This is a genomic window from Pseudomonas sp. C9-3 (assembly GCF_032392015.1).
Taxonomy (GTDB): domain Bacteria; phylum Pseudomonadota; class Gammaproteobacteria; order Pseudomonadales; family Pseudomonadaceae; genus Pseudomonas; species Pseudomonas nitroreducens.
This window is the reverse complement of record NZ_CP135919.1, coordinates 5,148,424-5,167,774: the sequence shown is the minus strand read 5'-3', so window position 1 is coordinate 5,167,774 and position 19,351 is coordinate 5,148,424. Positions and strand designations below refer to the sequence as shown.

The following is a 19,351-nucleotide window of genomic DNA, read 5'->3' as shown; positions in this document are numbered from 1 at the left end:
CTGTTCTGGGACGGTCCGGCCGATCGTTCTTTACGGGGTCGCTACAACCTAGACAGCCTGACACCGATCCTGGTGTCATCGAAAATCAAAAGGATTTCCGGATTTTTCCCTGAAAGGCTTGGCGATTCCGAGATTTTTACAGGGGAATCGCCGGCTGGCGACAGTTTCTGTGCCCACGGTTTTTGCCGGGGGAGTTGGAGCATGGCACAGGAATACGCAATCCACATGACCGAACGGCGTCTGCCGATCAGCGGTCGAGGACCTCGGCGGCGATGCTCACGTTGTGGCTCAAGTGCAACGGGTTGATGGTGCCGACGATGGCGCTGGTGACGCCTGGATGGCCCAGCACCAGCTCGAAGCTGGCGCGCACCGGGTCCACTCCTGGCGCCAGTGTGGCGTGGCCGCTGGCCAGGGCCTTCTTGATCAGGATGCCGCGACCCTGGGCCAGGGCATGGTCGATCACCGGCTTTTCTGCCTGTTCGTTGAGGTTGTAGGTGACCATGGCGCAGTCGCCGCGCTCCAGGGCCAAGAGGCCGCCGTCGGCGGTCTTGCCGGAGAAGCCGAAGCCGCGGATCAGCCCTTCGTCCTTCAGGCGCTCCAGGGTTGCGTAGACCTCGGTGCCGCGCAGGATATCCAGGTCGTTGCCGTCGGAATGCACCAGCACCAGGTCGATGTAGTCGGTCTCCAGGCGCTGGAGGCTGCGCTCGACCGAGCGGCGCGTGTGAGCAGCGCTGAAGTCGAACTGCGACTGGCCGCCGACGAACTCTTCGCCGGTCTTGCTGACGATCACCCACTGGTCACGCTGGCCGCGCAGCAACGGGCCGAGGCGCTCCTCGCTGCGGCCGTAGGCTGGCGCAGTGTCGATCAGGTTGATCCCCAGGTCGCGGGCCAGGGCGATCAAGTCGGCGGCCTCGCGGTCATTGGGAATACGGAAGCCGGAGGGGTACTTCACGCCCTGGTCGCGGCCCAGTTTCACAGTGCCCAGGCCCAGCGGCGAGATATTCAGGCCGGTGCTGCCCAACGGGCGGTGCAGGTGATGCAGGGTCTTCATCCGAACAGCTCCTCCCAGACCGGGCGGGCCATGGCCGGGCGCGGCAGGTCGGGCAGGGCGGCGCTGGCTTGCGGACGGACGCCGCCCTTCTCCAGGGATTCCAGCACGCGATCGGCGAAGTTTGGCGCGAGGGCCAGCTTGGTCGGCCACCCGACCAGCAGCGCGCCGTTCTCGGCGAGGAAGGCGCTGTCCGGGCGCAGCAGGTTGTTCTGCGAGGGTTCGGCGCGGTCCACACGCAGGGTGGCCCAGCGCGCGGCGGAGAGGTCGATCCAGGGCACCAGCTTGTGCAGTTCGCGCTGCGCCTCGGCGATCTGCTCGGCCTCGTTGCGCGCCACGCCGCCGGCTTCAGCGATGTCGCCGCCCAGGTACCAGACCCAGTCGCCATTGCTCAGCGGGTGGGTGGTGACGGTGACGCGCGGCTTCGGCCCGCCGCCGAGGCAGTGGGCGTAGAGCGGCTTCAGGGTCGGCGCGGTGACCAGCACCATGTGCAGCGGGCGGCGCTGCATTTCCGGGCGCTCCAGGCCCAGTTCGCGCAGCAGCGCCTCGTTGCCGGCGCCGGCGCTGAGCACCACGCGCTGGGCGCGGATCTCGCGGCCGTCCACGCGCAGGCCGACCAGCTTGTCGCCTTCGCGCAGTGCTTCGATGCGTTCGCCGGCCAGCAGGCCGTCACCGGCCAGTTCGGCGAGGCGCGCAACCAGGCTGGGCACGTCCAGCACCAGTTCGGTGAGGCGATAGGCCTTGCCCTTGAAGGCCTTGTCCTGCAGGGCTGGCGGCAGGTCGGCGCCCTTCACCTGGGCGACACGGCTGCGCACTGCCTTGCTGGCGAAGAAGCTGGTGAGGTTGCCGGCGAGGCCGCCCGGGGACCACAGGTAGTGGGCGTCAGAGAGCACGCGCACGCCGCGCAGGTCCACTTCGCCAGTGCCGGCCAGGCAGTCGCGCCACAACGCGGGCATGTCGGCGATGGCTTCGGAGGCACCGGTCAGCGCGCCGTGCAGCGCGTACTTGGTGCCGCCATGGATGATCCCCTGCGAGCGCATGCTCTGCACGCCGCCCAGCGCGGAGTTCTCTACCAGTACGGTAGAGAAGCCGGCGCGACGCAGGCGGGCGTTGAGCCAGAGACCGGCGATGCCGCCGCCGACGATGAGGATGTCGGTGCTCAGGGATTCGGACATGAAAGCGCCTCGAAGGGAAAAACGAAGCGCGCAGTATAACCCTTGGGAGCAGCGGCAAACGTCCGTCGCCTCAGGCTGACTTGTAGGAGCGAGCTTGCTCGCGAACCAGCTTGAGGAAGGCGTTCGCGAGCAAGCTCGCTCCTACAGGTGGCTGATGAGTGCGTCAGTGACCCGCGGTGCGGGAGAACAACTGGATGACCACCACGCCGCTGACGATCATGCACATCCCCAGCACGGCGGCAGTGTCGAGTTTCTGCTGGTAGAGGAACAGCGCCGCGATGCTGACCAGCACGATGCCGAGGCCGGCCCAGATGGCGTAGGCAATGCCCACGGGAATGCTGCGCACCACCAGGGTGAGCATCCAGAAGGAAATGGCGTAGCCGACGATGACCAGGATCAGCGGCAGGGGCGTGGAAAGGCCTTTGACCGACTTCAACGAAGCGGTGGCAACGACTTCGGCGACGATGGCGATGGCGAGGTAGAGATAGCCGGGCATGGTGGGTGCTCCCCGGAACGACACGCCGCTCGGTATGAGCGACACGCTGCTGACGTTCGATTCTGCCGGGCATTCTAGTCTTCCCGGCGATGGGATAAAGTCATTACCTATCTGTATACGAGATAGGTTGGAGAGGTGGCGATGCAGTGGAACCTGGACCAGTTGCGGCTCTTCGTCAGCGTCGCCGATCAGTCTTCCTTTTCGGCAGCGGCGCGCCAGTTGCAGCGCGTGCAGTCGGCGGTGAGTTCGTCCATCGCCCTGCTGGAAAGCGACCTGGGCGTGACCCTCTTCGAACGCAGCAGCGGCCGCCAGCCAGTGCTGACCGCCGAAGGGCGCGCGCTGCTGGACGAGGCACGGGAGGTGTTGCGCCAGTGCGAGCGCCTGGAGAGCCGTGCGCGCTCGCTGGTTTGCGGCACCGAGCCACTGTTGCGCCTGGCGCAGGACGAGGCGATGCCCTATCAGCCGGTGCTTTCGGGGCTGGAAGCGCTGGCGCAGGAATTCCCCAGCGTGGAGGTACAGCTTTCCAGCAGCGCCCAGGGCGACGTGGCGCGCAAGCTGCTGGAGCGCCGTGCGGACCTGGGCCTGCTGTTCCATCACGAGGGCATGCCGGAGGAGCTCGAGCGGCAGCGCCTGGGCACCATCGAGATGGTCACCGTGTGCGGCGCCGGGCATGAGCTGGCGAAGCTCGACTATGCCGACCGCCGCGAGCTGGCGCGGCATCGCCAGTTGTTGATGGCCCCGCAGGACAGCCATTACCCCGGCGGCGAGCAGATCAGCCCGCTGGTCTGGCGCGCCGACAGCTTCTACGCCATGGCCGAACTGCTGATGCGCGACCTCGGCTGGGCCTGGTTGCCGACTCACGTGGCGCAGTACCCGGCCTACCAGCCGTTGCTGGTCGAACTCGCCAGCGACTGGACGCCGCCGCCGCTGGTGGTGGAACTGGTCTGGCGCCGCGACGAGCCGCTGGGGCCGGCGGCGAACTGGCTGGGCGAGTGCTTTGCGGAGCATCTCGCCGCGCCGGTGTGACCTGCTCTTCGTAGGAGCGAGCTTGCTCGCGAACAGGATTTCCTGGCCGCTCCAACGTCAAGCGCTTCGCGAGCAAGCTCGCTCCTACCAGGAACAGTGCACCATGCAGGATTGTGCGGCCGCCAAGCGCGCGAATTTGCTACTCTCCGCCGCCATGAACCGGACCCTCTATACCCTGCTGTTCCACCTGGGCCTGCCGCTGGTCGCGCTGCGCCTGTTCCTGCGTTCGCGCAAGGCGCCGGCCTACGCCCAGCGCATCGGCGAGCGCTTCGCCCTCGGCCTGCCGGCGCTCAAGCCCAGCGGCATCTGGGTGCATGCGGTATCGGTGGGTGAGAGCATCGCCGCCGCGCCGATGATCCGCGCGCTGATGCAGCGTCACCCCGGCCTGCCGATCACCGTCACCTGTATGACGCCCACCGGCTCCGAGCGCATCCGCGCGCTGTTCGGTGACCAGGTGCAGCACTGCTACCTGCCGTACGACTTGCCCTGGGCAGCGGCGCGCTTCCTCGACCGCGTCCGCCCGGTGCTGGGCGTGATCATGGAAACCGAGCTGTGGCCCAACCACATCCACCAGTGCGCCAAGCGCGGCATTCCAGTGACGCTGGCCAACGCGCGCCTGTCCGAGCGTTCGGCGCGCGGCTACGCGCGTTTCGCCGGGTTGACCCGGCCGATGCTGGAGGAAATGAGCTGGATCGCCGTGCAGACCGAGGCCGAGGCCGAGCGCTTCCGCCAGCTCGGCGCGCGCCCGGAGTGTGTGAGCGTCACCGGTTCGATCAAGTTCGACCTGACCATCGACCCCGAACTGCTGGCCCGCGCCGCTGACCTGCGCAACCAATGGCAAGCACGGCAGCGGCCGATCTGGATCGCTGCCAGTACCCATGCCGGCGAAGATGAAATCGTCCTGGCGGCGCACCGCCAACTGCTGGAAAAACATCCGGACGCCTTGCTGCTTCTGGTGCCACGTCACCCGGAGCGCTTCGGCCCGATGTTCGAACTGTGCCAGCGTGAAGGCTTCCGTACCCAGCGCCGCTCCACCGGCGAACGGGTCACGGCGGACACCCAGGTCCTGCTCGGCGACACCATGGGCGAACTGCTGTTCCTCTATGCGCTGGCGGATGTCGCCTTCGTCGGTGGCAGCCTGGTGCCCAATGGCGGCCACAACCTGCTGGAGCCGGCGGCGCTGGGCAAGCCGGTGCTGTCCGGCCCGCACCTGTTCAACTTCCTGGAAATCGCTGCGCAACTGCGCGAGGTCGGCGCGCTGCGCGAAGTGGCCGATGCGCCGTCGTTGGCGGTGGGCGTGGCGGCGTTGTGGGATGAGCCGGCCAGCGCCGGGCGCATGGCCGAGGCTGGGTTGGGGGTGATGAAGGCCAATCAGGGCGCTTTGGAGCGGTTGCTGGAGGGGCTGGGCCGACTGATCAAGGGTTGATCGGGCTTCGGTGCGACGGATTTTCCTCACCCTAGCCCTTTTCCAGGGGAAGAGGGGGCCGTTCGGTGTAGGGCCAAGCGCCGAGTCAGCCGGATGTTACCGTTCTTGAAAGCCGGCAAACGGAGCCTGACAAAACGTTCACCCAGAACTTCCCGCTGCCTCGACTGTAGGAGCGAGCTTGCTCGCGAACGCTCTTTCGGCAGCAACGGTATCAGGCAGGTTCGCGAGCAAGCTCGCTCCTACGAAAAGCCCCGAGACTTCAGAAAGTCGGCGGCGTAATCACCCACAGCACCACCGCGTCCACGTCACCCGGATTGCCATAGCGGTGCGGCTCCTGGCTGGAGTAGCTGAAGCTGTCTCCCTCATTGAGCAGGAAATAGCGCTCGCCCACCCATAGCTCGAACGTGCCACTGAGCAGGTAGCCGGCTTCCTCGCCCTCATGGCTGTAGCTTTGCTGGCTGTAGGTGCCGGGCGGGAACTTCGAGTGGAGGATTTCCAGCTGGCGGCTGGGTTGCGGGCTGAGCAGTTCGTCGACGATGCCATCCTCGTAATGCACGCTGGTACGGGCGTTGCGCCGCACCACGTAACCGGCGTCGGCCGGATCGACCTGCACTTCGCTGGCGAAGAACCACTGGATGGTCACGCCCAGGCTGCGGGCGATATTGAACAGCGCCGGAATCGACGGATACGCCAGGTTGCGCTCCAGCTGGCTGATGTAGCCGGCGGTGAGCCCGCTCTGCTCGGCCAGCGCCGCCAGGGTCATGCCGCGCCGCTTGCGCAGGCCGCGGATGCGGGTGCCGAGGAACTGCGCTTCGGCGTTGGCGGGTGCTTCCTGCGGGGCTTTGCGGCTCATGCGGCGAGAGTCCTGGCGAATGTCGTCGTGGGGCATTCTAAACAATGCGCCGGGGCTGTGGCCCGTTTGCTCTTCGTAGGAGCGAGGGGGACGCCCAGTTCTTGCTCGCGAACGAGGCTCCCGGCGAGTTCGGCGCTGGGCGGTTCGCGAGCAAGCTCGCTCCTACAGGAAGTTGCCGTGCCGGGGCTCAGATCGCCCAGCCCGCCTTCAGCCCTTCGTAGATTGCTTCCTCTGCCGTGCGCGGCGCCAGGCAGTCGCCGATACGGCGGACCTCGGCGAGGTCGGCGATCTCGTCGGCCAGTTCGTCCACCGGTTGGTGGCCCTGGCAGAGCACCAGGGTATCGATGTTTTCCACCAGCATCGGCTCGCCGCTGGCGGTGTGCTGCAAGTAGACGGTGCTGTCGTCCACGCCGTACAGGCGGGCGTAGGTGGTGATGCTGATGCCCAGGCGGTGCAGCTCGCCAGCCAGGTGATCGCGCACATAGAGGGGCAGGCTTTCGCCGGCGTGGGTGCCGTTCACGGCGAGTTGCACCTGGTGGCCGTCGCGTACCAGGCGCTCGGCGATGCCGGGGGCGATCCAGTCGGCGCGCCAGTCAGTGACCAGAACGGAGCGGCCGAGCTTCACTTCGCCGCGCAGCACCTGCCAGGCGTCCACCACCTGCAGCTCGCCCGCTTCTTCGTAAGGGGGGCGATAGGGTTTGGCGCCGGTGGCGACGATCACTACATCGGGGCGCTCCGCTTCTACCAGCGCGCGGTCGACGCGGGTGTTGCGGCGCACTTCGACGCCAGCCAGCTGCATCTCGCGTTGCAGGTTGGTGGAGGCACCGCCGAACTCCGCGCGGCGCGGCAGGAGTTGGGCGAGGTTGACCTGGCCGCCCAACTGAGCGGTGGCTTCGCAAAGGGTGACGTCATGGCCACGCTGGGCAGCGACAGCGGCGGCCTTCATGCCGGCCGGCCCGCCACCGACCACCAGTACGCGCTTGCGCTGGGCGGCCGGTTTGCGTTCGGCGTAGATCAGTTCGCGGCCGGTTTCCGGATGCTGGATGCAGGAGATCGGGTAGCCGCGGTGGAAGTGGCCGATGCACGCCTGGTTGCAGGCGATGCAGGCGCGCACGTCCTCGACGTGGCCGCTTTCGGTCTTGCTCGGCATCTGCGGGTCGCAGATCAGCGCGCGGGTCATGCCGCAGACGTCGGCCTGGCCACGGGCGACGATCAGCTCGGCTTCCTGCGGCTGGTTGATGCGCCCGGTGACGAACAGCGGGATGTCCAGATTGCGCTTGAAGGTACCGGCTTCGTTGGCCAGGTAGGCCGCTTCGATGGCCATCGGCGGCACGATGTGGATGGCGCCGCCCAGGGAGGCGGATGTGCCGGCGACGATGTGCACGTAGTCCAGGTCTTTCTGCAGCCCTTTGACGCCCTGCAGCGATTCGTCTTCGGTGAGGCCTTCGGGATCGCGTTCGTCGGCGGAGATGCGCAGGCCGATGATGAAGTCCTCGTCGGTGGCGGCGCGGATGGCGGCGATCACTTCGCGGGTGAAGCGCAGGCGGGCGTCGAGATCGCCGTTGTAGCCGTCGCTGCGGCGGTTCACCCGTGGGTTGAGGAACTGCGCCGGCAGGTAGCCGTGGCTGGCCACCACTTCCACGCCGTCGATGCCGGCAGTGTGCAGGCGCCGTGCGGCGGCAGCGTAGCCTGCGATGATCTCGTCGATCATCGCCTGGCTCAGCTCGCGGGGCATCACGCGGAAGCGTTCGTTGGGCGAGGCGGACGGCGCGTAGGCCACGGCCAGCAGGCCGTCACTGGATTCCATGATTTCGCGGCCCGGGTGGAACACCTGGGACAGCACCACCGTGCCCTCGGCGTGGCACGCCTCGGCAATGCGCCGGTAGCCGGGGATGCACTCGTCATCGGTGGCCATCAGCACGTGGGAGGTGTAGCGGGCGCTGTCGTGCACGCCGGCGACCTGCAGCACGATCAGGCCGACGCCGCCCTTGGCGCGGGCGGTGTGATAGGCCACCAGCTGGTCGTTGACCAGGTTGTCGGTGGGCATCGAGGTGTCGTGCCCGGTGGACATGATGCGGTTCTTCAGCGCCTTGCCGCGGATCTGCAGCGGGCTGAACAGGTGGGGAAACTGGCTCATCGGGCAACTCCGGATTCTTGTTGTAAATACAGCACTAAACATCGACCGCGCGAGCTAGAGCGCAACAAGGCGGAAACCGGAGAGGCAGCGGAGTTTACTCCAGTAAATGAGCATGCCGAGCCGGTTTCCAACGCAGTTGCGCCGACGCGCAGCCGGTCGATCAGCTAGGCGTTGCGCGCCTGCCAGTCCACCGGGTAGAGGGCGTAGAAGACGCAGGCTTTTTCGCCTTCGTAGGCCAGCGGCGTGCGCTCCGGCACCCAGATCACATCGCCCGGCTTGGCCTCGATCACCTGGTCGGCCAGGCGCAGGCGGAAGTTGCCTTCCAGCACCACGATCAGTTCGTCGTAGAGCACTGTCCACTCGATGGAGACGCCGTCGAAGCGCGCCAGGCCCGCGCCCATGGTCTCGCTGTCCGCCGGGCCGATCAGGCGGCAGATGGCGGCGCGTTCGATGTCTTGTCCGCCGTAGGACTGGAACTGCAGGGCGGATTGCTGGAAGTGGCGAACCTGGGGCACGGCGGCTTCTCCTGGGTGGAAAGTGTTGTTTAAGTTCTTTCTATGGAAATTTACCGCCAGTAAAAAATCAACTTGTTTTTTTAAAAGTGACTGGGTAGTTTCGATGCCGCACCCGGAGTTTTCCGGGGCAACCGCGACGTGCTCCACAACAACTACAAGAGGAGAGGCGCATGAACCGTCCCGTACGGTCCCCCCTCGCACGGCGGGTCCACCCGCTGGCAATCGATTCATCTCTGCCCTGTCTTTCTTGCTCCGTGGTTCCGGCGCGCCCGTCCTGCGTGTGTGCAGCCATTCCGGCTGCGCCCGCTGCCACCTACGACTGGGGGTATGCCCGATGACTTTGCGTCAAAACACTTTCCACAAACGCTTCTTCCTCAAGACCGCCGCCGCGCCACTGCTGCTAGCCCTCGGGCTGTGCTGCGGCGTCGCCCAGGCCGCCGAGAACATGGTGGTGGTCGGTTATGGCGGCGCGGGTCAGAAGGCCCAGGAAGCGGCCTTCTTCCAGCCGTTCAGCAAGCAGTCCGGGGTTGGTGTGACCCAGACCGAATACAACGGCGAGATGGCGCGCATCAAGGTGATGGCCGATACCGGCCACGCCGACTGGGACGTGGTGCAGATCGAAGGGCCAGACCTTGCGCGTGGTTGCGACGAGGGCCTGTTCGTGCCGCTGGACTGGCAGCAGATCGGCGGCAAGGACCAGCTGATTCCCAACGCCGCCAAGGATTGCGGTTCGGCTGCGCTGGTTTGGGGCGTGGCCATCGCCTACGACGCGGACAAGCTCAAGCCGGCACCGCAGTCCTGGGCCGATTTCTGGGATGTGAAGAAATTCCCCGGCAAGCGTGGCCTGCGCAAGCGCGCCATCTACAACCTGGAGTTCGCCCTGATGGCCGACGGTGTGAAGCCGGCGGACGTCTACAAGGAGCTGGGTACCAAGGCCGGCGTCGACCGCGCCTTTGCCAAGCTCAACCAGATCAAGCCCTATGTGCAGTGGTGGGAAGCCGGCGCGCAGCCCGCGCAGTGGCTGGCCGCCGGTGACGTGGTGATGACCACCACCTACACCGGGCGCATCGCCGATGCCTTCAAGGGCGGGCGCAACCTGCAGCTGGTCTGGCCGGGCAGCCTGTATGGCATGGACTACTGGGCGATCATCAAGGGATCGCAGCACGTCGACGCGGCGAAGCGCTTCATCGCCTTCGCCAACCAGCCCGATGCGCAAGTCGACTACGTGAAGCACATTGCGTATGGTCCGACCAACAAGCAGGCCGCTGAACGCCTGCCGTCCGACCTCGCCGGCTGGGTGCCGACCTCGACGCAGAACCTGCCCCAGGGCCTGGCGATGGACGATGAGTTCTGGGTCGACCATGGCGAGGAGCTGGAAGAGCGCTTCAACGCCTGGGCCGCGCAATAACCAGAACGTGACCGTGATGCCGGGGCCTCTGCCCCGGCGTCTTCTTGCCTTGAGGAGAAGTGCACCATGACGTCGCTGCAGGCGCCCAGCCGCGCCACCTGTTCACCCGAGGAATGGAAGCTGCGCGAGGAACTGGCGGCCTGCTACCGCCTGATCGCGTACTACCGCATGTCCGACCTGATCTTCACGCATATCTCGGTGCGGATTCCCGGTCCCGAACACCATTTCCTGATCAATCCCTACGGCCTGATGTTCGACGAGATCATCGCCTCGAGCCTGGTGAAGATCGACCTGTCCGGTCATGCCGTGGAGCCGTCGCCGTACAAGGTCAACCCGGCCGGCTTCGTCATCCACAGTGCCATCCACGGTGCCCGCGAGGACGCGCAGTGCGTGCTGCACACCCACACCCGCGCCGGCTGCGCGGTGGCGGCTCAGGCTTGCGGGTTGCTGCCGCTGAACCAGATGTCGATGGAGTTCTACGGCCGGCTGGGCTACCACGATTACGAAGGGATCGCCCTGTCCATGGACGAGCAACAGCGCCTGGTCGCCGACCTGGGTGATCACCTGGGCCTGATGCTGCGCAACCATGGGCTGCTGACGGTCGGCCAGACCGTGCAGCAGGCGTTCCTGCGCATGTACTACCTGGAGAAGGCCTGCGACATCCAGTTGGCGGCCCAGGCGGGCGGCGAGCTGGTGATTCCGCCGGAGGAGGTGTGTCGTCACACCGAGCAACAGTTCAACGCCCCGGCGCGACCTCTGGCCGAAGGCGAACTGAGCGATCCGGATGGTTACGACCTGGCCTGGTCGGCGCTGCTGCGCATGCTGGATCGCGTCTCGCCCGGCTATCGGGATTGAGGAAGGGTGAAGTTCCTGCGTTGGCATTGAGCAATCGCGGACAGAGTCCGCGACCGGGTTCGCTTTACGCTGAGCTATCGGCGTGACGATCGGCCATAGAAAAAGCCCCGCATCGCGGGGCTTTTTCATGGGGCGGGATCAGTACTTCGAACCGGCCTTGAGCTGCGCCTCGGCGGCCTTGGCCAGGTCTGGCGGGAGGAAGTCCTTGTCCGGGTTGTAGTCCGGCTTCAGGTAGCTGCCCAGCGCTTCCAGATCGCTCGGCGCGAGGGTGCCGGCGGTCTGCTTGAGGCTCAGGTTGTCGAGGATGTAGTCGTAGCGGCTGTTGTTGTAGTCGCGAACCGAGTTGTACAGCGAACGCTGGGCGTCCAGTACGTCGACGATGTTGCGGGTACCGACCTGGTAGCCGATCTCGGTGGCTTCCAGCGAGCTCTGGTTGGAGATGATCGCCTGGCGCCGGGCCTTCACGGTCTCGACGTCTGTGTTGACCGCGCGGTGCTGGTTGCGCGCGTCCTGTACCACCTGGCGGCGCTGGCTTTCGCGCAGTTGCTCGCTCTGGTTCAGGCGCTGGTAAGCCTCGCGGACCTGGGAACTGGTCAGGCCGCCGCTGTAGATCGGTACGTTCAGTTGCAGGCCGATGCTGCTCTGGTCGACGTACTTGCCATAGTGCGGCTCGCCCGGTACGCCGGAGTTGGCAAAGCCCAGGGCATCGTTGTCGCCCTTCTGGTACTGGGCCACGGCGTCGACGGTCGGCAGGTGGCCGGCCTTGCGCTGGCGCAGGGTCTCTTCGGCGGCGTCGACTGCGTAGTTGCTGGCCTGCAGGCGCAGGTTCTGCTGCACCGAGGTATCCACCCAGGCCTTGGCGTCGTTGGGGATTGGCGCCACCACCGGCAGCGAGTGGAGGATGCCCTCGATGGCGCTGTACTCGCGGTTGGTCAGGGTCACCAGGGCCTGGAAGGCGTCATCCACCTGCTGCTCGGCCACCAGGCGGTTGGCCCGCGCGGTGTCGTAGCTGGCCTGGGACTCGAGTACGTCGGTCTTGTCGGACAGGCCGACGTCGAAGCGCTCGTTGGACTGGTCGAGCTGGCGCTTGAACGCCGATTCCTCGGCCTTGCTGGCGGCCAGGTTGTCCTGGGCGCGGAGCACGCCGAAGTACGTCTGGGCGGTCTGCAGGATCAGCTGTTGCTGTGTTGCAGAGAATTCCAGCTGGGCCTGTTCGGTGGTGTTTTCCGCGGCCTTGAGCTGGAACCAGCGGTCCGCACGGAACAGCGGTTGGCTCAGGCTTGCCTGCACCAGCTGCGTATTGCGGTTCAGCGTGGCGCTGGGGGTGTCCAGCGAGGTGCGGGTCGACCCGGTGCTGGCGCCTGCGTTGATCTGCGGCAGCAGGCCGGAGCGTGCCTGGGGCACGGCTTCCTTGCGCGCCAGGTAGTCAGCCTGGGCGGCGGCGAGGTCGGCGTTATTGTCGACAGCGTCCTTGTAGACGCTGATCAGGTCCGTCTTGGTGGGCAGCGGAGTAGCGGCCGGAGCGGGCTGGGCAGCCCAGGCAAAGCCTGTCGTAGCGGCAACAGCGACAGCCAGAGAGAGTCTGCGCAGCATTCGTTCATCCTGGAAAGTGATGCGAGGTGGGGCAAGGCTACGGTCGCCGCCGGTGGCGGTCAAGGCACGTTCGTACGAGCCTTCCGAGGCTGGAGTGTAGCTGCCTGTAGGAGGTCGCAAGGAATTCTGTCAGACGGCGATTGGCTAATCGCTGTGCACTTGATTAGACTGCGGGCGTTCTTGTCGGGGTGCCCCATTGCGAGGGGCTGAGATCGGATAGTTCCGGATCCCGTTGAACCTGATCGGGTTAGCACCCGCGTAGGGAACAAGAAGACCGCATCCCGCGGCGTATTCCGCCCCGGCCCCAGCCCTTCACGGGATGCGTCCCTTCGCTGCAGCAAGCAGCTCCTCTCGTTCCAGGTTCTCCCCGGCAATCAACCCAAGGAGAGCCAGGATGAGCACCCAGAAGAACAACGTCACCCGCCTTGAACAGCTTGATCGCCAGTCGACCCAGCCGTTTCCGAATTCGAAAAAGGTCTATCTGACCGGCTCGCGCCCGGACATCCGCGTCCCTGTGCGGGAAATCTCCCTCGCCGACACCCCGACCGCCTTCGGTGGCGAGAAGAACGCTCCGGTGATGGTCTACGACACCTCCGGCCCCTACACCGACCCGGATGTCCGTATCGACCTGCGCAAGGGCCTGCCGGACGTGCGTTCGGCCTGGATCGACGAGCGCGGCGACACCGAAATCCTCCCCGGCCTGACGTCCGAGTTCGGCCAGTCGCGCCTGGCCGATGCCAGCCTCGACGCCCTGCGCTTTGCTCACGTCCGCACCCCGCGCCGCGCCAAGGCAGGCGGGAACGTCACGCAGATGCACTACGCACGCCAGGGCATCATCACGCCGGAAATGGAATACATCGCCATCCGCGAGAACATGAAGCTGCAGGAGGCCCGCGCCGCCGGCCTGCTGGACGCACAGCATCCGGGCCAGAGCTTCGGCGCGAGCATTCCGCAGGAGATCACCCCCGAGTTCGTCCGCGACGAAGTGGCCCGTGGCCGCGCGATCATCCCGGCGAACATCAACCACACCGAACTGGAACCGATGATCATCGGCCGCAACTTCCTGGTGAAGGTCAACGGCAACATCGGCAACAGCGCGCTGGGTTCCTCCATCGAGGAAGAAGTGGAAAAGCTCACCTGGGGCATTCGCTGGGGCGCCGATACGGTGATGGACCTGTCCACCGGCAAGCACATCCACGAGACCCGCGAGTGGATCCTGCGCAACAGCCCCGTACCGATCGGCACCGTGCCGATCTACCAGGCGCTGGAGAAGGTCAACGGCATCGCCGAGGACCTGACCTGGGAAATCTTCCGCGACACCCTGATCGAACAGGCCGAGCAGGGCGTGGACTACTTCACCATCCACGCCGGCGTGCTGCTGCGCTATGTGCCGCTGACCGCCAAGCGGGTCACCGGCATCGTCTCCCGTGGCGGCTCGATCATGGCCAAGTGGTGCCTGGCCCATCACCAGGAGAATTTCCTCTACACCCACTTCGAGGAAATCTGCGAAATCATGAAGGCCTATGACGTCAGCTTCTCGCTGGGCGATGGCCTGCGTCCGGGTTCGATCGCCGACGCCAACGACGCCGCGCAGTTCGGCGAGCTGGAAACCCTCGGCGAGTTGACCCGCATCGCCTGGAAGCACGACGTCCAGGTGCTGATCGAGGGCCCCGGCCACGTGCCGATGCACCTGATCAAGGAAAACATGGACAAGCAGCTGGAGTGCTGCGACGAGGCGCCGTTCTACACCCTCGGCCCGCTGACCACCGACATCGCGCCGGGCTACGATCACATCACTTCCGGCATCGGCGCGGCGATGATCGGCTGGTTCGGCTGCGCCATGCTCTGCTACGTCACGCCCAAGGAACACCTGGGCCTGCCGAACAAGGATGACGTGAAGACCGGCATCATCACCTACAAGATCGCCGCGCACGCCGCCGACCTCGCCAAGGGCCATCCGGGCGCACAGATCCGTGACAACGCCCTGTCCAAGGCGCGCTTCGAGTTCCGCTGGGAAGACCAGTTCAACCTCGGCCTCGACCCGGACACCGCCCGCGCCTTCCACGACGAGACCCTGCCCAAGGACTCGGCCAAGGTCGCGCACTTCTGTTCCATGTGCGGGCCGAAGTTCTGCTCCATGAAGATCACCCAGGAAGTCCGCGACTACGCCAAGGAAAACGGCCTGACCGATGAGCAGAAAGCCATCGAGGCCGGCTTCCAGCAGCAGGCCGCGCGCTTCAAGGACGAAGGCTCGGTGATCTACAAGCAGGTGTGATGCCTGTGCAATACCTGTAGGAGCGAGTTTGCTCGCGAACCTTTGCCGGCGACTCCGCAACTGGGCGGTTCGCGAGCAAGCTCGCTCCTACAAAAAACAACAAAACCTAATCCAACCTTCGAGCCCTGCACGCATCGTGACCACTACCGCCATCGATTATTCACCGACCTCCGCCGTGGGCAGCGCCCAGCGCGTGCTCGGCCTGCGCGACCTGTTCTCCCTCTGGTTCTCCCTGGGCATCGGCCTGATGGTGCTGCAGACCGGCGCGCTGCTGGCGCCGGGCCTGGGCCTGGCCGGCGCGCTGGGCGCGATCCTGCTCGGCACCCTGGTCGGCGTGCTGCTGCTGGCCAGCGCCGGGGTGATCGGCACCGACACCGGCCTGTCCGCCATGGCCTCGCTCAAGCTCAGCCTGGGCGGCCACGGCGCCGCGTTGCCGGCGCTGCTCAACCTGCTGCAGCTGGTCGGCTGGGGCGCCTTCGAGATCATCGTCATGCGCGATGCGGCCAGCCTGCTGGCCACCCGCGCCTTCGGTGAAGGTGGCGCCTGGAGCAACCCTGCGCTGTGGACCCTGGTGTTCGGTGCGCTGGCAACCCTGCTGGCGGTCGCCGGCCCGCTGGCCTTCGTGCGCCGCGTGCTGCGCCGCTGGGGCATCTGGCTGCTGATCGCCGCGTGCATCTGGCTGACCATTGACCTGTTCAAGCGTGCCGACCTGGCCGCGCTCTGGGCCAAGGCCGGCGATGGTTCGCTGTCCTTCGCCGTGGGCTTCGACATCGCCATCGCCATGCCGCTGTCGTGGCTGCCGCTGATCGCCGACTACTCGCGCTTCGGCAAGCGCGCCGGGCACACCTTCACCGGCGCGGCACTGGGTTTCTTCATCGGCTGCTTCTGGCTGATGGGCCTGGGCGTGGCCTACACCCTGGCGTTCGCCCAGGGCAGTGACGCCAACGCGCTGCTGCTGGCGCTGGCCGGTGCGGGCATGGGCATCCCTCTGCTGCTGATCCTGCTCGACGAATCGGAGAAGGCCTTTGCCGACATCCACTCGGCGGCGGTCTCCAGTGGCATCCTGCTACCGCTCAAGGTCGAACACCTGGCGCTGGCGATCGGTGTGATCTGTACCCTGATCGCCTGGTTTGCGCCTCTGGAGCAGTATCAGAATTTCCTGCTGCTGATCGGCTCGGTGTTCGCCCCGCTGTTCGGCGTGGTGCTGATCGATCACTTCGTCCTCCGTCGCCGCGCGCCGGCCGCGATTCCCCATGGCTTACGCTGGGGCTCGCTGCTGGCCTGGGGCGGCGGCGTGGTGGTGTATCACCTGCTGGCGAACTACCAGCCGGACCTGGGCGCGACCCTGCCGGCGCTGGTGGTGGCGGGTGTGCTGCAATTGCTGCTGGGGCGTGTGGGCGTGAAAGGGCCGGCTTCTGCGTAACGCTGTTCGCGAGCAAGCTCGCTCCTACAGGCACCCGGTAACGCCGGGTGTGCTCTTCGTAGGAGCGAGCTTGCCCGCGAACCGGGCCTTTACTGCGCCCCGCGCCCAGGGAAGTAATAGGTCTTCACGATGCCGTTCAGGCGCGGGTACGGAATCTTCAGCTCCGGGTGCCCGACCGAATGCGGGGCGATGCGGTCGATGTCGTACTTGAGCGTCAGCGCGCCGAAGGTCAGGGCGAAGTGCTCGGTCGGCTGGAACGGCCAGTTCTTCGAGAAGTTCGGGTCCTGCTCGTCCAGCTTGTTCTGCAGGATCCAGGCCTGGTGCGCCATGCGCGCCACTTTCCAGAAGTTGTCCTCCTGGCCGGGCTGGAGAATGTCCTGCAGGGTGAGCACCTTGTGGAGGCGTCGATCATAATTGATGAAGGCGCGGCCGGGCTGGCCGTACTCGCCGCCGGTGAAGCGATAGCTGGACAGCTCGATGATCACCAGACCGTCATGCTGTTCGCGGATCTTCGCTTGCAGGTAGGAGCTCCAGCCGGGCTGCGCCGAATCGAGGAAGCGCTTCTCGTAGACATCCAGGCTGGCGGGGGCCGCACCGTCGCCCTCGCGGGCCAGTTGCAGCAGTTGGGCATTGATCGCTTCGTTGAGCGCCGGCTCGTCGTCGAAGCTCAGGGTATCGAGGTTGAACAGCGGGCATTGCTCGCCCTGGCAGCCCGGCTGCGCGTGTTCGAAAGCGGTGTGGCGCGCAGTGAGCGGCTCGTCGAGCGAGGGCTTGAACAGACCCTGGCACGCCCCCAGTAACAGGCAGATGCTGCCCAGGGCGGCAAGTTTCAGAAGTCGCATGGGAATCCTTGTCGTTGACGTTCGCCGGCAATTGGAGTGGTTCGACCGCCATCGGTGCTGCCGGTTCGGCGGGTGAGTATGAACCACTTTGGCGGAACGCCGGCAGTGTGCGACGGTCACAGCAGACCGGCCGCCCGGCCGCCCGCGAAAGAGGCTGCGCCTGCTCCGGCGGCGCGATAGGATGGCGCGAAGTTCAACGTACTGTCAGTAGGAACGGGAGTAGAACGGGATGTCGGAAACGTTCAAGCCAGGCCCGCAGGATATCGAGATCCAGGAGCGCGAACAGTGCTTCAAGGGCTTCTACAAGGTCGACCGCCTGCGCCTGCGGCACCGCCAGTTCGCCGGCGGCATGGGGCCGCTGCTGACCCGCGAATTGTTCGTGCGCCACGATGCCGTGTGCGTACTGCCCTACGATCCGCAGCGCGATGAAGTGGTGCTGATCGAGCAGTTCCGCGTCGGCGCCATGGACGCCGGGGTCAATCCCTGGCTGATGGAGCTGGTCGCCGGGCTGATCGACAAGGACGAGGAGCCCGAGGAGGTCGCCCGCCGCGAAGCGGTGGAAGAAGCCGGCCTGACTCTCGGCGCGCTCTGGCCGATCGCCCAGTACCTGCCGTCGCCCGGCGGCAGCAACGAACTGGTGCACCTGTTCGTTGGTCGTTGCGACAGCAGCAACGCCTCCGGCATTCACGGGCTGGAAGAGGAGGGCGAGGACATCCGCGTCCACGTCATGCCGCTGGAAGAAGCACTGCAGGCCGTGCGTGACGGCCGTATCAACAACGCGGCGAGCATGCTCGCCCTGCAATGGCTGGCGCTCAATCGCGCCGAGGTAAGGGGGCTATGGGTGTGAATCTGCTGCGCGAGCGCTATCGCGTCGACCTGGCGGGGTTGCAGGCGACCTGTGAGGCGAACTACTTGCGCCTGATGCGCCTGTTGCCGGAAATGCGCGAGGCCCAGGTCTCGCGCCGTGTGGCGCTCAGCGAAGGCGAGCGGCTGCTCGGCGTGCTGGCGCTGGACGTGATCGAAGCCTGCCCATACACCACTGTCCTGCAGGTACGCCAGGAACTGGGGTTGCCCTGGCTGCCGGCGCCGAAGCTGGAAGTGCGGGTGTACCACGATGCCCGCATGGCCGAGGTGGTCGGTGCCGAACAGGCGCGCCGCCTGCTGGCGATCTACCCCTACCCGAACCAGGCGATGCACCAGCCGGACGAGAAGAATCAGCTCAACCAGTTCCTCGGCGAATGGCTGAGCCATTGCCTGTCCTGCGGCCATGAGCTGGAGCCGGTACTGCAACGCTGAGATGGCGGTAGTGGCAGCATGCCATGATATCCTGCCCGTCCATCGCAGACTCGTGTCCCTAACTGTGATCTGTGACGCTTTCCCGGTTTGCTCAGGGGGGCGCCTGTCACCATACTTCGTCACGAATCCCCGCACGCCCGCCTCACAGGAGAAGGCGCATTGCCCACCCAGCCCACCGCTTCCGATTCCGTCCTGGTCGTCCAGCTTTCCGACAGCCACCTGTTCGCCGAAGAGAACGGCCGGCTGCTGGGCATGGACACCGCCGACAGCCTGACCCAGGTCGTCCGACTGGTGGGCGAGGAGCAACCGGCGATCGACCTGGTGCTGGCCACGGGTGATCTCTCCCAGGATGGCTCGGTAGAGTCCTACCAGCGCTTCCGCGAAATCACCGCATCGATTGCCGCGCCGGCCCGCTGGTTCCCCGGCAATCACGACGAAATGGGACCGATGCGCGAGGCCGCCGCCGATACCGACCTGCTCGACCCGGTGATCGACCTGGGCGCCTGGCGGGTGATCCTGCTGGACTCCACCATTCCCGGCGCGGTGCCGGGGCAGATGACCGTCGAGCAGATCCATCTGCTTGAGCGCGCCATCCAGGCCGCGCCAGACAAGCACCTGCTGATCAGCTTCCATCACCACCCGGTGCCCATCGGCAGCCAGTGGATGGACCGCATCGGCATCTACAACCCCGAGCGCCTGTTCGCCGTGATTGACCGCCATCCGAACGTGCGCTGCCTGCTCTGGGGCCACGTGCACCAGGAGATCGACCGCATGCGCGGCGACGTGCGCCTGCTGGCTTCGCCGTCCACCTGCGTGCAGTTCACTCCCGGCAGCGAAGACTTCTGCGTCGACAGCCCGGCGCCGGGCTATCGCTGGTTGCGGCTGATGGCCGATGGTCGGGTGGAGACAGGCGTTTCGCGCGTGACCGACATCGAGTTCGAAGTCGACTACAGCATCAAGGGTTATTGATCGGTCACGCTTCG

Annotated in this window: 17 protein-coding genes and 1 riboswitch; of the genes, 9 read left to right on the top strand and 8 right to left on the bottom strand. The window is 66.1% G+C overall.

Features of this window, described 5'->3' with window-relative positions; all coding sequences use genetic code 11:
• Positions 1-247 precede the first annotated feature (247 nt).
• The 3 genes from RS899_RS23755 to RS899_RS23745 form a co-directional block, all read right to left on the bottom strand.
• A complete protein-coding gene (locus RS899_RS23755) occupies positions 248-1,051 on the bottom strand; it encodes an aldo/keto reductase (protein WP_315808210.1) in 804 nt (267 codons plus the stop codon).
• Positions 1,048-2,223, bottom strand: a complete 1,176-nt coding sequence (locus RS899_RS23750) for an NAD(P)/FAD-dependent oxidoreductase (protein ID WP_054906321.1) — start codon at positions 2,221-2,223, stop codon at positions 1,048-1,050. Before RS899_RS23750 ends, RS899_RS23755 begins: the two co-directional genes overlap by 4 nt.
• Before the next feature lie 163 nt (positions 2,224-2,386).
• Entirely contained in the window at positions 2,387-2,719 is a 333-nt protein-coding gene (locus RS899_RS23745) for a DMT family transporter (RefSeq protein ID WP_054906322.1), read from the bottom strand.
• Positions 2,720-2,860: 141 nt separating this feature from the next.
• Between RS899_RS23745 and RS899_RS23740 the strand changes: the two genes are divergently transcribed.
• Together RS899_RS23740 and waaA are read left to right on the top strand one after the other, a co-directional pair.
• Positions 2,861-3,745 carry a LysR family transcriptional regulator gene (locus RS899_RS23740; RefSeq protein WP_054906323.1) on the top strand — a complete coding sequence of 295 codons (885 nt, stop codon included), beginning with the start codon at positions 2,861-2,863 and terminating at the stop codon, positions 3,743-3,745.
• 154 nt (positions 3,746-3,899) lie between these two features.
• A complete protein-coding gene (waaA, locus tag RS899_RS23735; protein ID WP_315810470.1) occupies positions 3,900-5,171 on the top strand; it encodes a lipid IV(A) 3-deoxy-D-manno-octulosonic acid transferase in 1,272 nt (423 codons plus the stop codon).
• Between the two features lie 259 nt (positions 5,172-5,430).
• Here waaA and RS899_RS23730 read toward each other — a convergent pair whose 3' ends face one another.
• From RS899_RS23730 to RS899_RS23720, 3 genes are all read right to left on the bottom strand, one after another.
• Positions 5,431-6,024, bottom strand: a complete 594-nt coding sequence (locus RS899_RS23730; RefSeq protein WP_024764293.1) for a helix-turn-helix domain-containing protein — start codon at positions 6,022-6,024, stop codon at positions 5,431-5,433.
• A 187-nt stretch (positions 6,025-6,211) separates the two neighbouring features.
• Positions 6,212-8,161 (bottom strand): FAD-dependent oxidoreductase, encoded by a 1,950-nt coding sequence (locus RS899_RS23725; protein WP_054906324.1) that lies wholly within the window; start codon positions 8,159-8,161, stop codon positions 6,212-6,214.
• A 164-nt stretch (positions 8,162-8,325) separates the two neighbouring features.
• Positions 8,326-8,676, bottom strand: coding sequence for a cupin domain-containing protein (locus tag RS899_RS23720; protein WP_054906325.1), 351 nt, complete (start codon positions 8,674-8,676; stop codon positions 8,326-8,328).
• A 334-nt stretch (positions 8,677-9,010) separates the two neighbouring features.
• Between RS899_RS23720 and RS899_RS23715 the strand changes: the two genes are divergently transcribed.
• Both RS899_RS23715 and RS899_RS23710 read left to right on the top strand, forming a co-directional pair.
• Positions 9,011-10,084 (top strand): ABC transporter substrate-binding protein, encoded by a 1,074-nt coding sequence (locus RS899_RS23715; protein ID WP_054906326.1) that lies wholly within the window; start codon positions 9,011-9,013, stop codon positions 10,082-10,084.
• 66 nt (positions 10,085-10,150) lie between these two features.
• Positions 10,151-10,939 carry a class II aldolase/adducin family protein gene (locus RS899_RS23710; protein WP_054906327.1) on the top strand — a complete coding sequence of 263 codons (789 nt, stop codon included), beginning with the start codon at positions 10,151-10,153 and terminating at the stop codon, positions 10,937-10,939.
• A 138-nt stretch (positions 10,940-11,077) separates the two neighbouring features.
• Here the strand turns inward: RS899_RS23710 and RS899_RS23705 are convergent, their stop codons facing one another.
• Positions 11,078-12,532, bottom strand: a complete 1,455-nt coding sequence (locus tag RS899_RS23705) for a TolC family outer membrane protein (protein ID WP_054906328.1) — start codon at positions 12,530-12,532, stop codon at positions 11,078-11,080.
• A 174-nt stretch (positions 12,533-12,706) separates the two neighbouring features.
• Positions 12,707-12,814: riboswitch (TPP riboswitch) on the top strand.
• A 112-nt stretch (positions 12,815-12,926) separates the two neighbouring features.
• On the opposite strand from RS899_RS23705, the gene thiC reads away from it, so the two are divergent.
• Together thiC and cytX are read left to right on the top strand one after the other, a co-directional pair.
• Entirely contained in the window at positions 12,927-14,807 is a 1,881-nt protein-coding gene (gene thiC / locus RS899_RS23700) for a phosphomethylpyrimidine synthase ThiC (RefSeq protein ID WP_233297370.1), read from the top strand.
• 136 nt (positions 14,808-14,943) lie between these two features.
• Complete coding sequence (gene cytX / locus RS899_RS23695; protein ID WP_315808209.1) at positions 14,944-16,230, top strand: putative hydroxymethylpyrimidine transporter CytX; 1,287 nt, start codon at positions 14,944-14,946, stop codon at positions 16,228-16,230.
• An 89-nt stretch (positions 16,231-16,319) separates the two neighbouring features.
• On the opposite strand, the gene RS899_RS23690 is transcribed toward cytX, so the two are convergent.
• Positions 16,320-17,072, bottom strand: a complete 753-nt coding sequence (locus RS899_RS23690; RefSeq protein WP_233297368.1) for an RsiV family protein — start codon at positions 17,070-17,072, stop codon at positions 16,320-16,322.
• A gap of 229 nt (positions 17,073-17,301) precedes the next feature.
• Here RS899_RS23690 and RS899_RS23685 point away from each other — a divergent pair, with 229 nt between their 5' ends.
• The 3 genes from RS899_RS23685 (at position 17,302) to cpdA (ending at position 19,337) form a co-directional block, all read left to right on the top strand.
• Positions 17,302-17,919, top strand: coding sequence for an NUDIX domain-containing protein (locus tag RS899_RS23685; protein ID WP_054906335.1), 618 nt, complete (start codon positions 17,302-17,304; stop codon positions 17,917-17,919).
• Positions 17,910-18,368, top strand: a complete 459-nt coding sequence (locus RS899_RS23680) for a DUF1249 domain-containing protein (RefSeq protein WP_045216166.1) — start codon at positions 17,910-17,912, stop codon at positions 18,366-18,368. The genes RS899_RS23685 and RS899_RS23680 overlap by 10 nt, the downstream gene beginning before the upstream one ends.
• A 159-nt stretch (positions 18,369-18,527) precedes the next feature.
• Entirely contained in the window at positions 18,528-19,337 is an 810-nt protein-coding gene (gene cpdA / locus RS899_RS23675) for a 3',5'-cyclic-AMP phosphodiesterase (RefSeq protein WP_233297366.1), read from the top strand.
• Positions 19,338-19,351 lie beyond the last annotated feature (14 nt).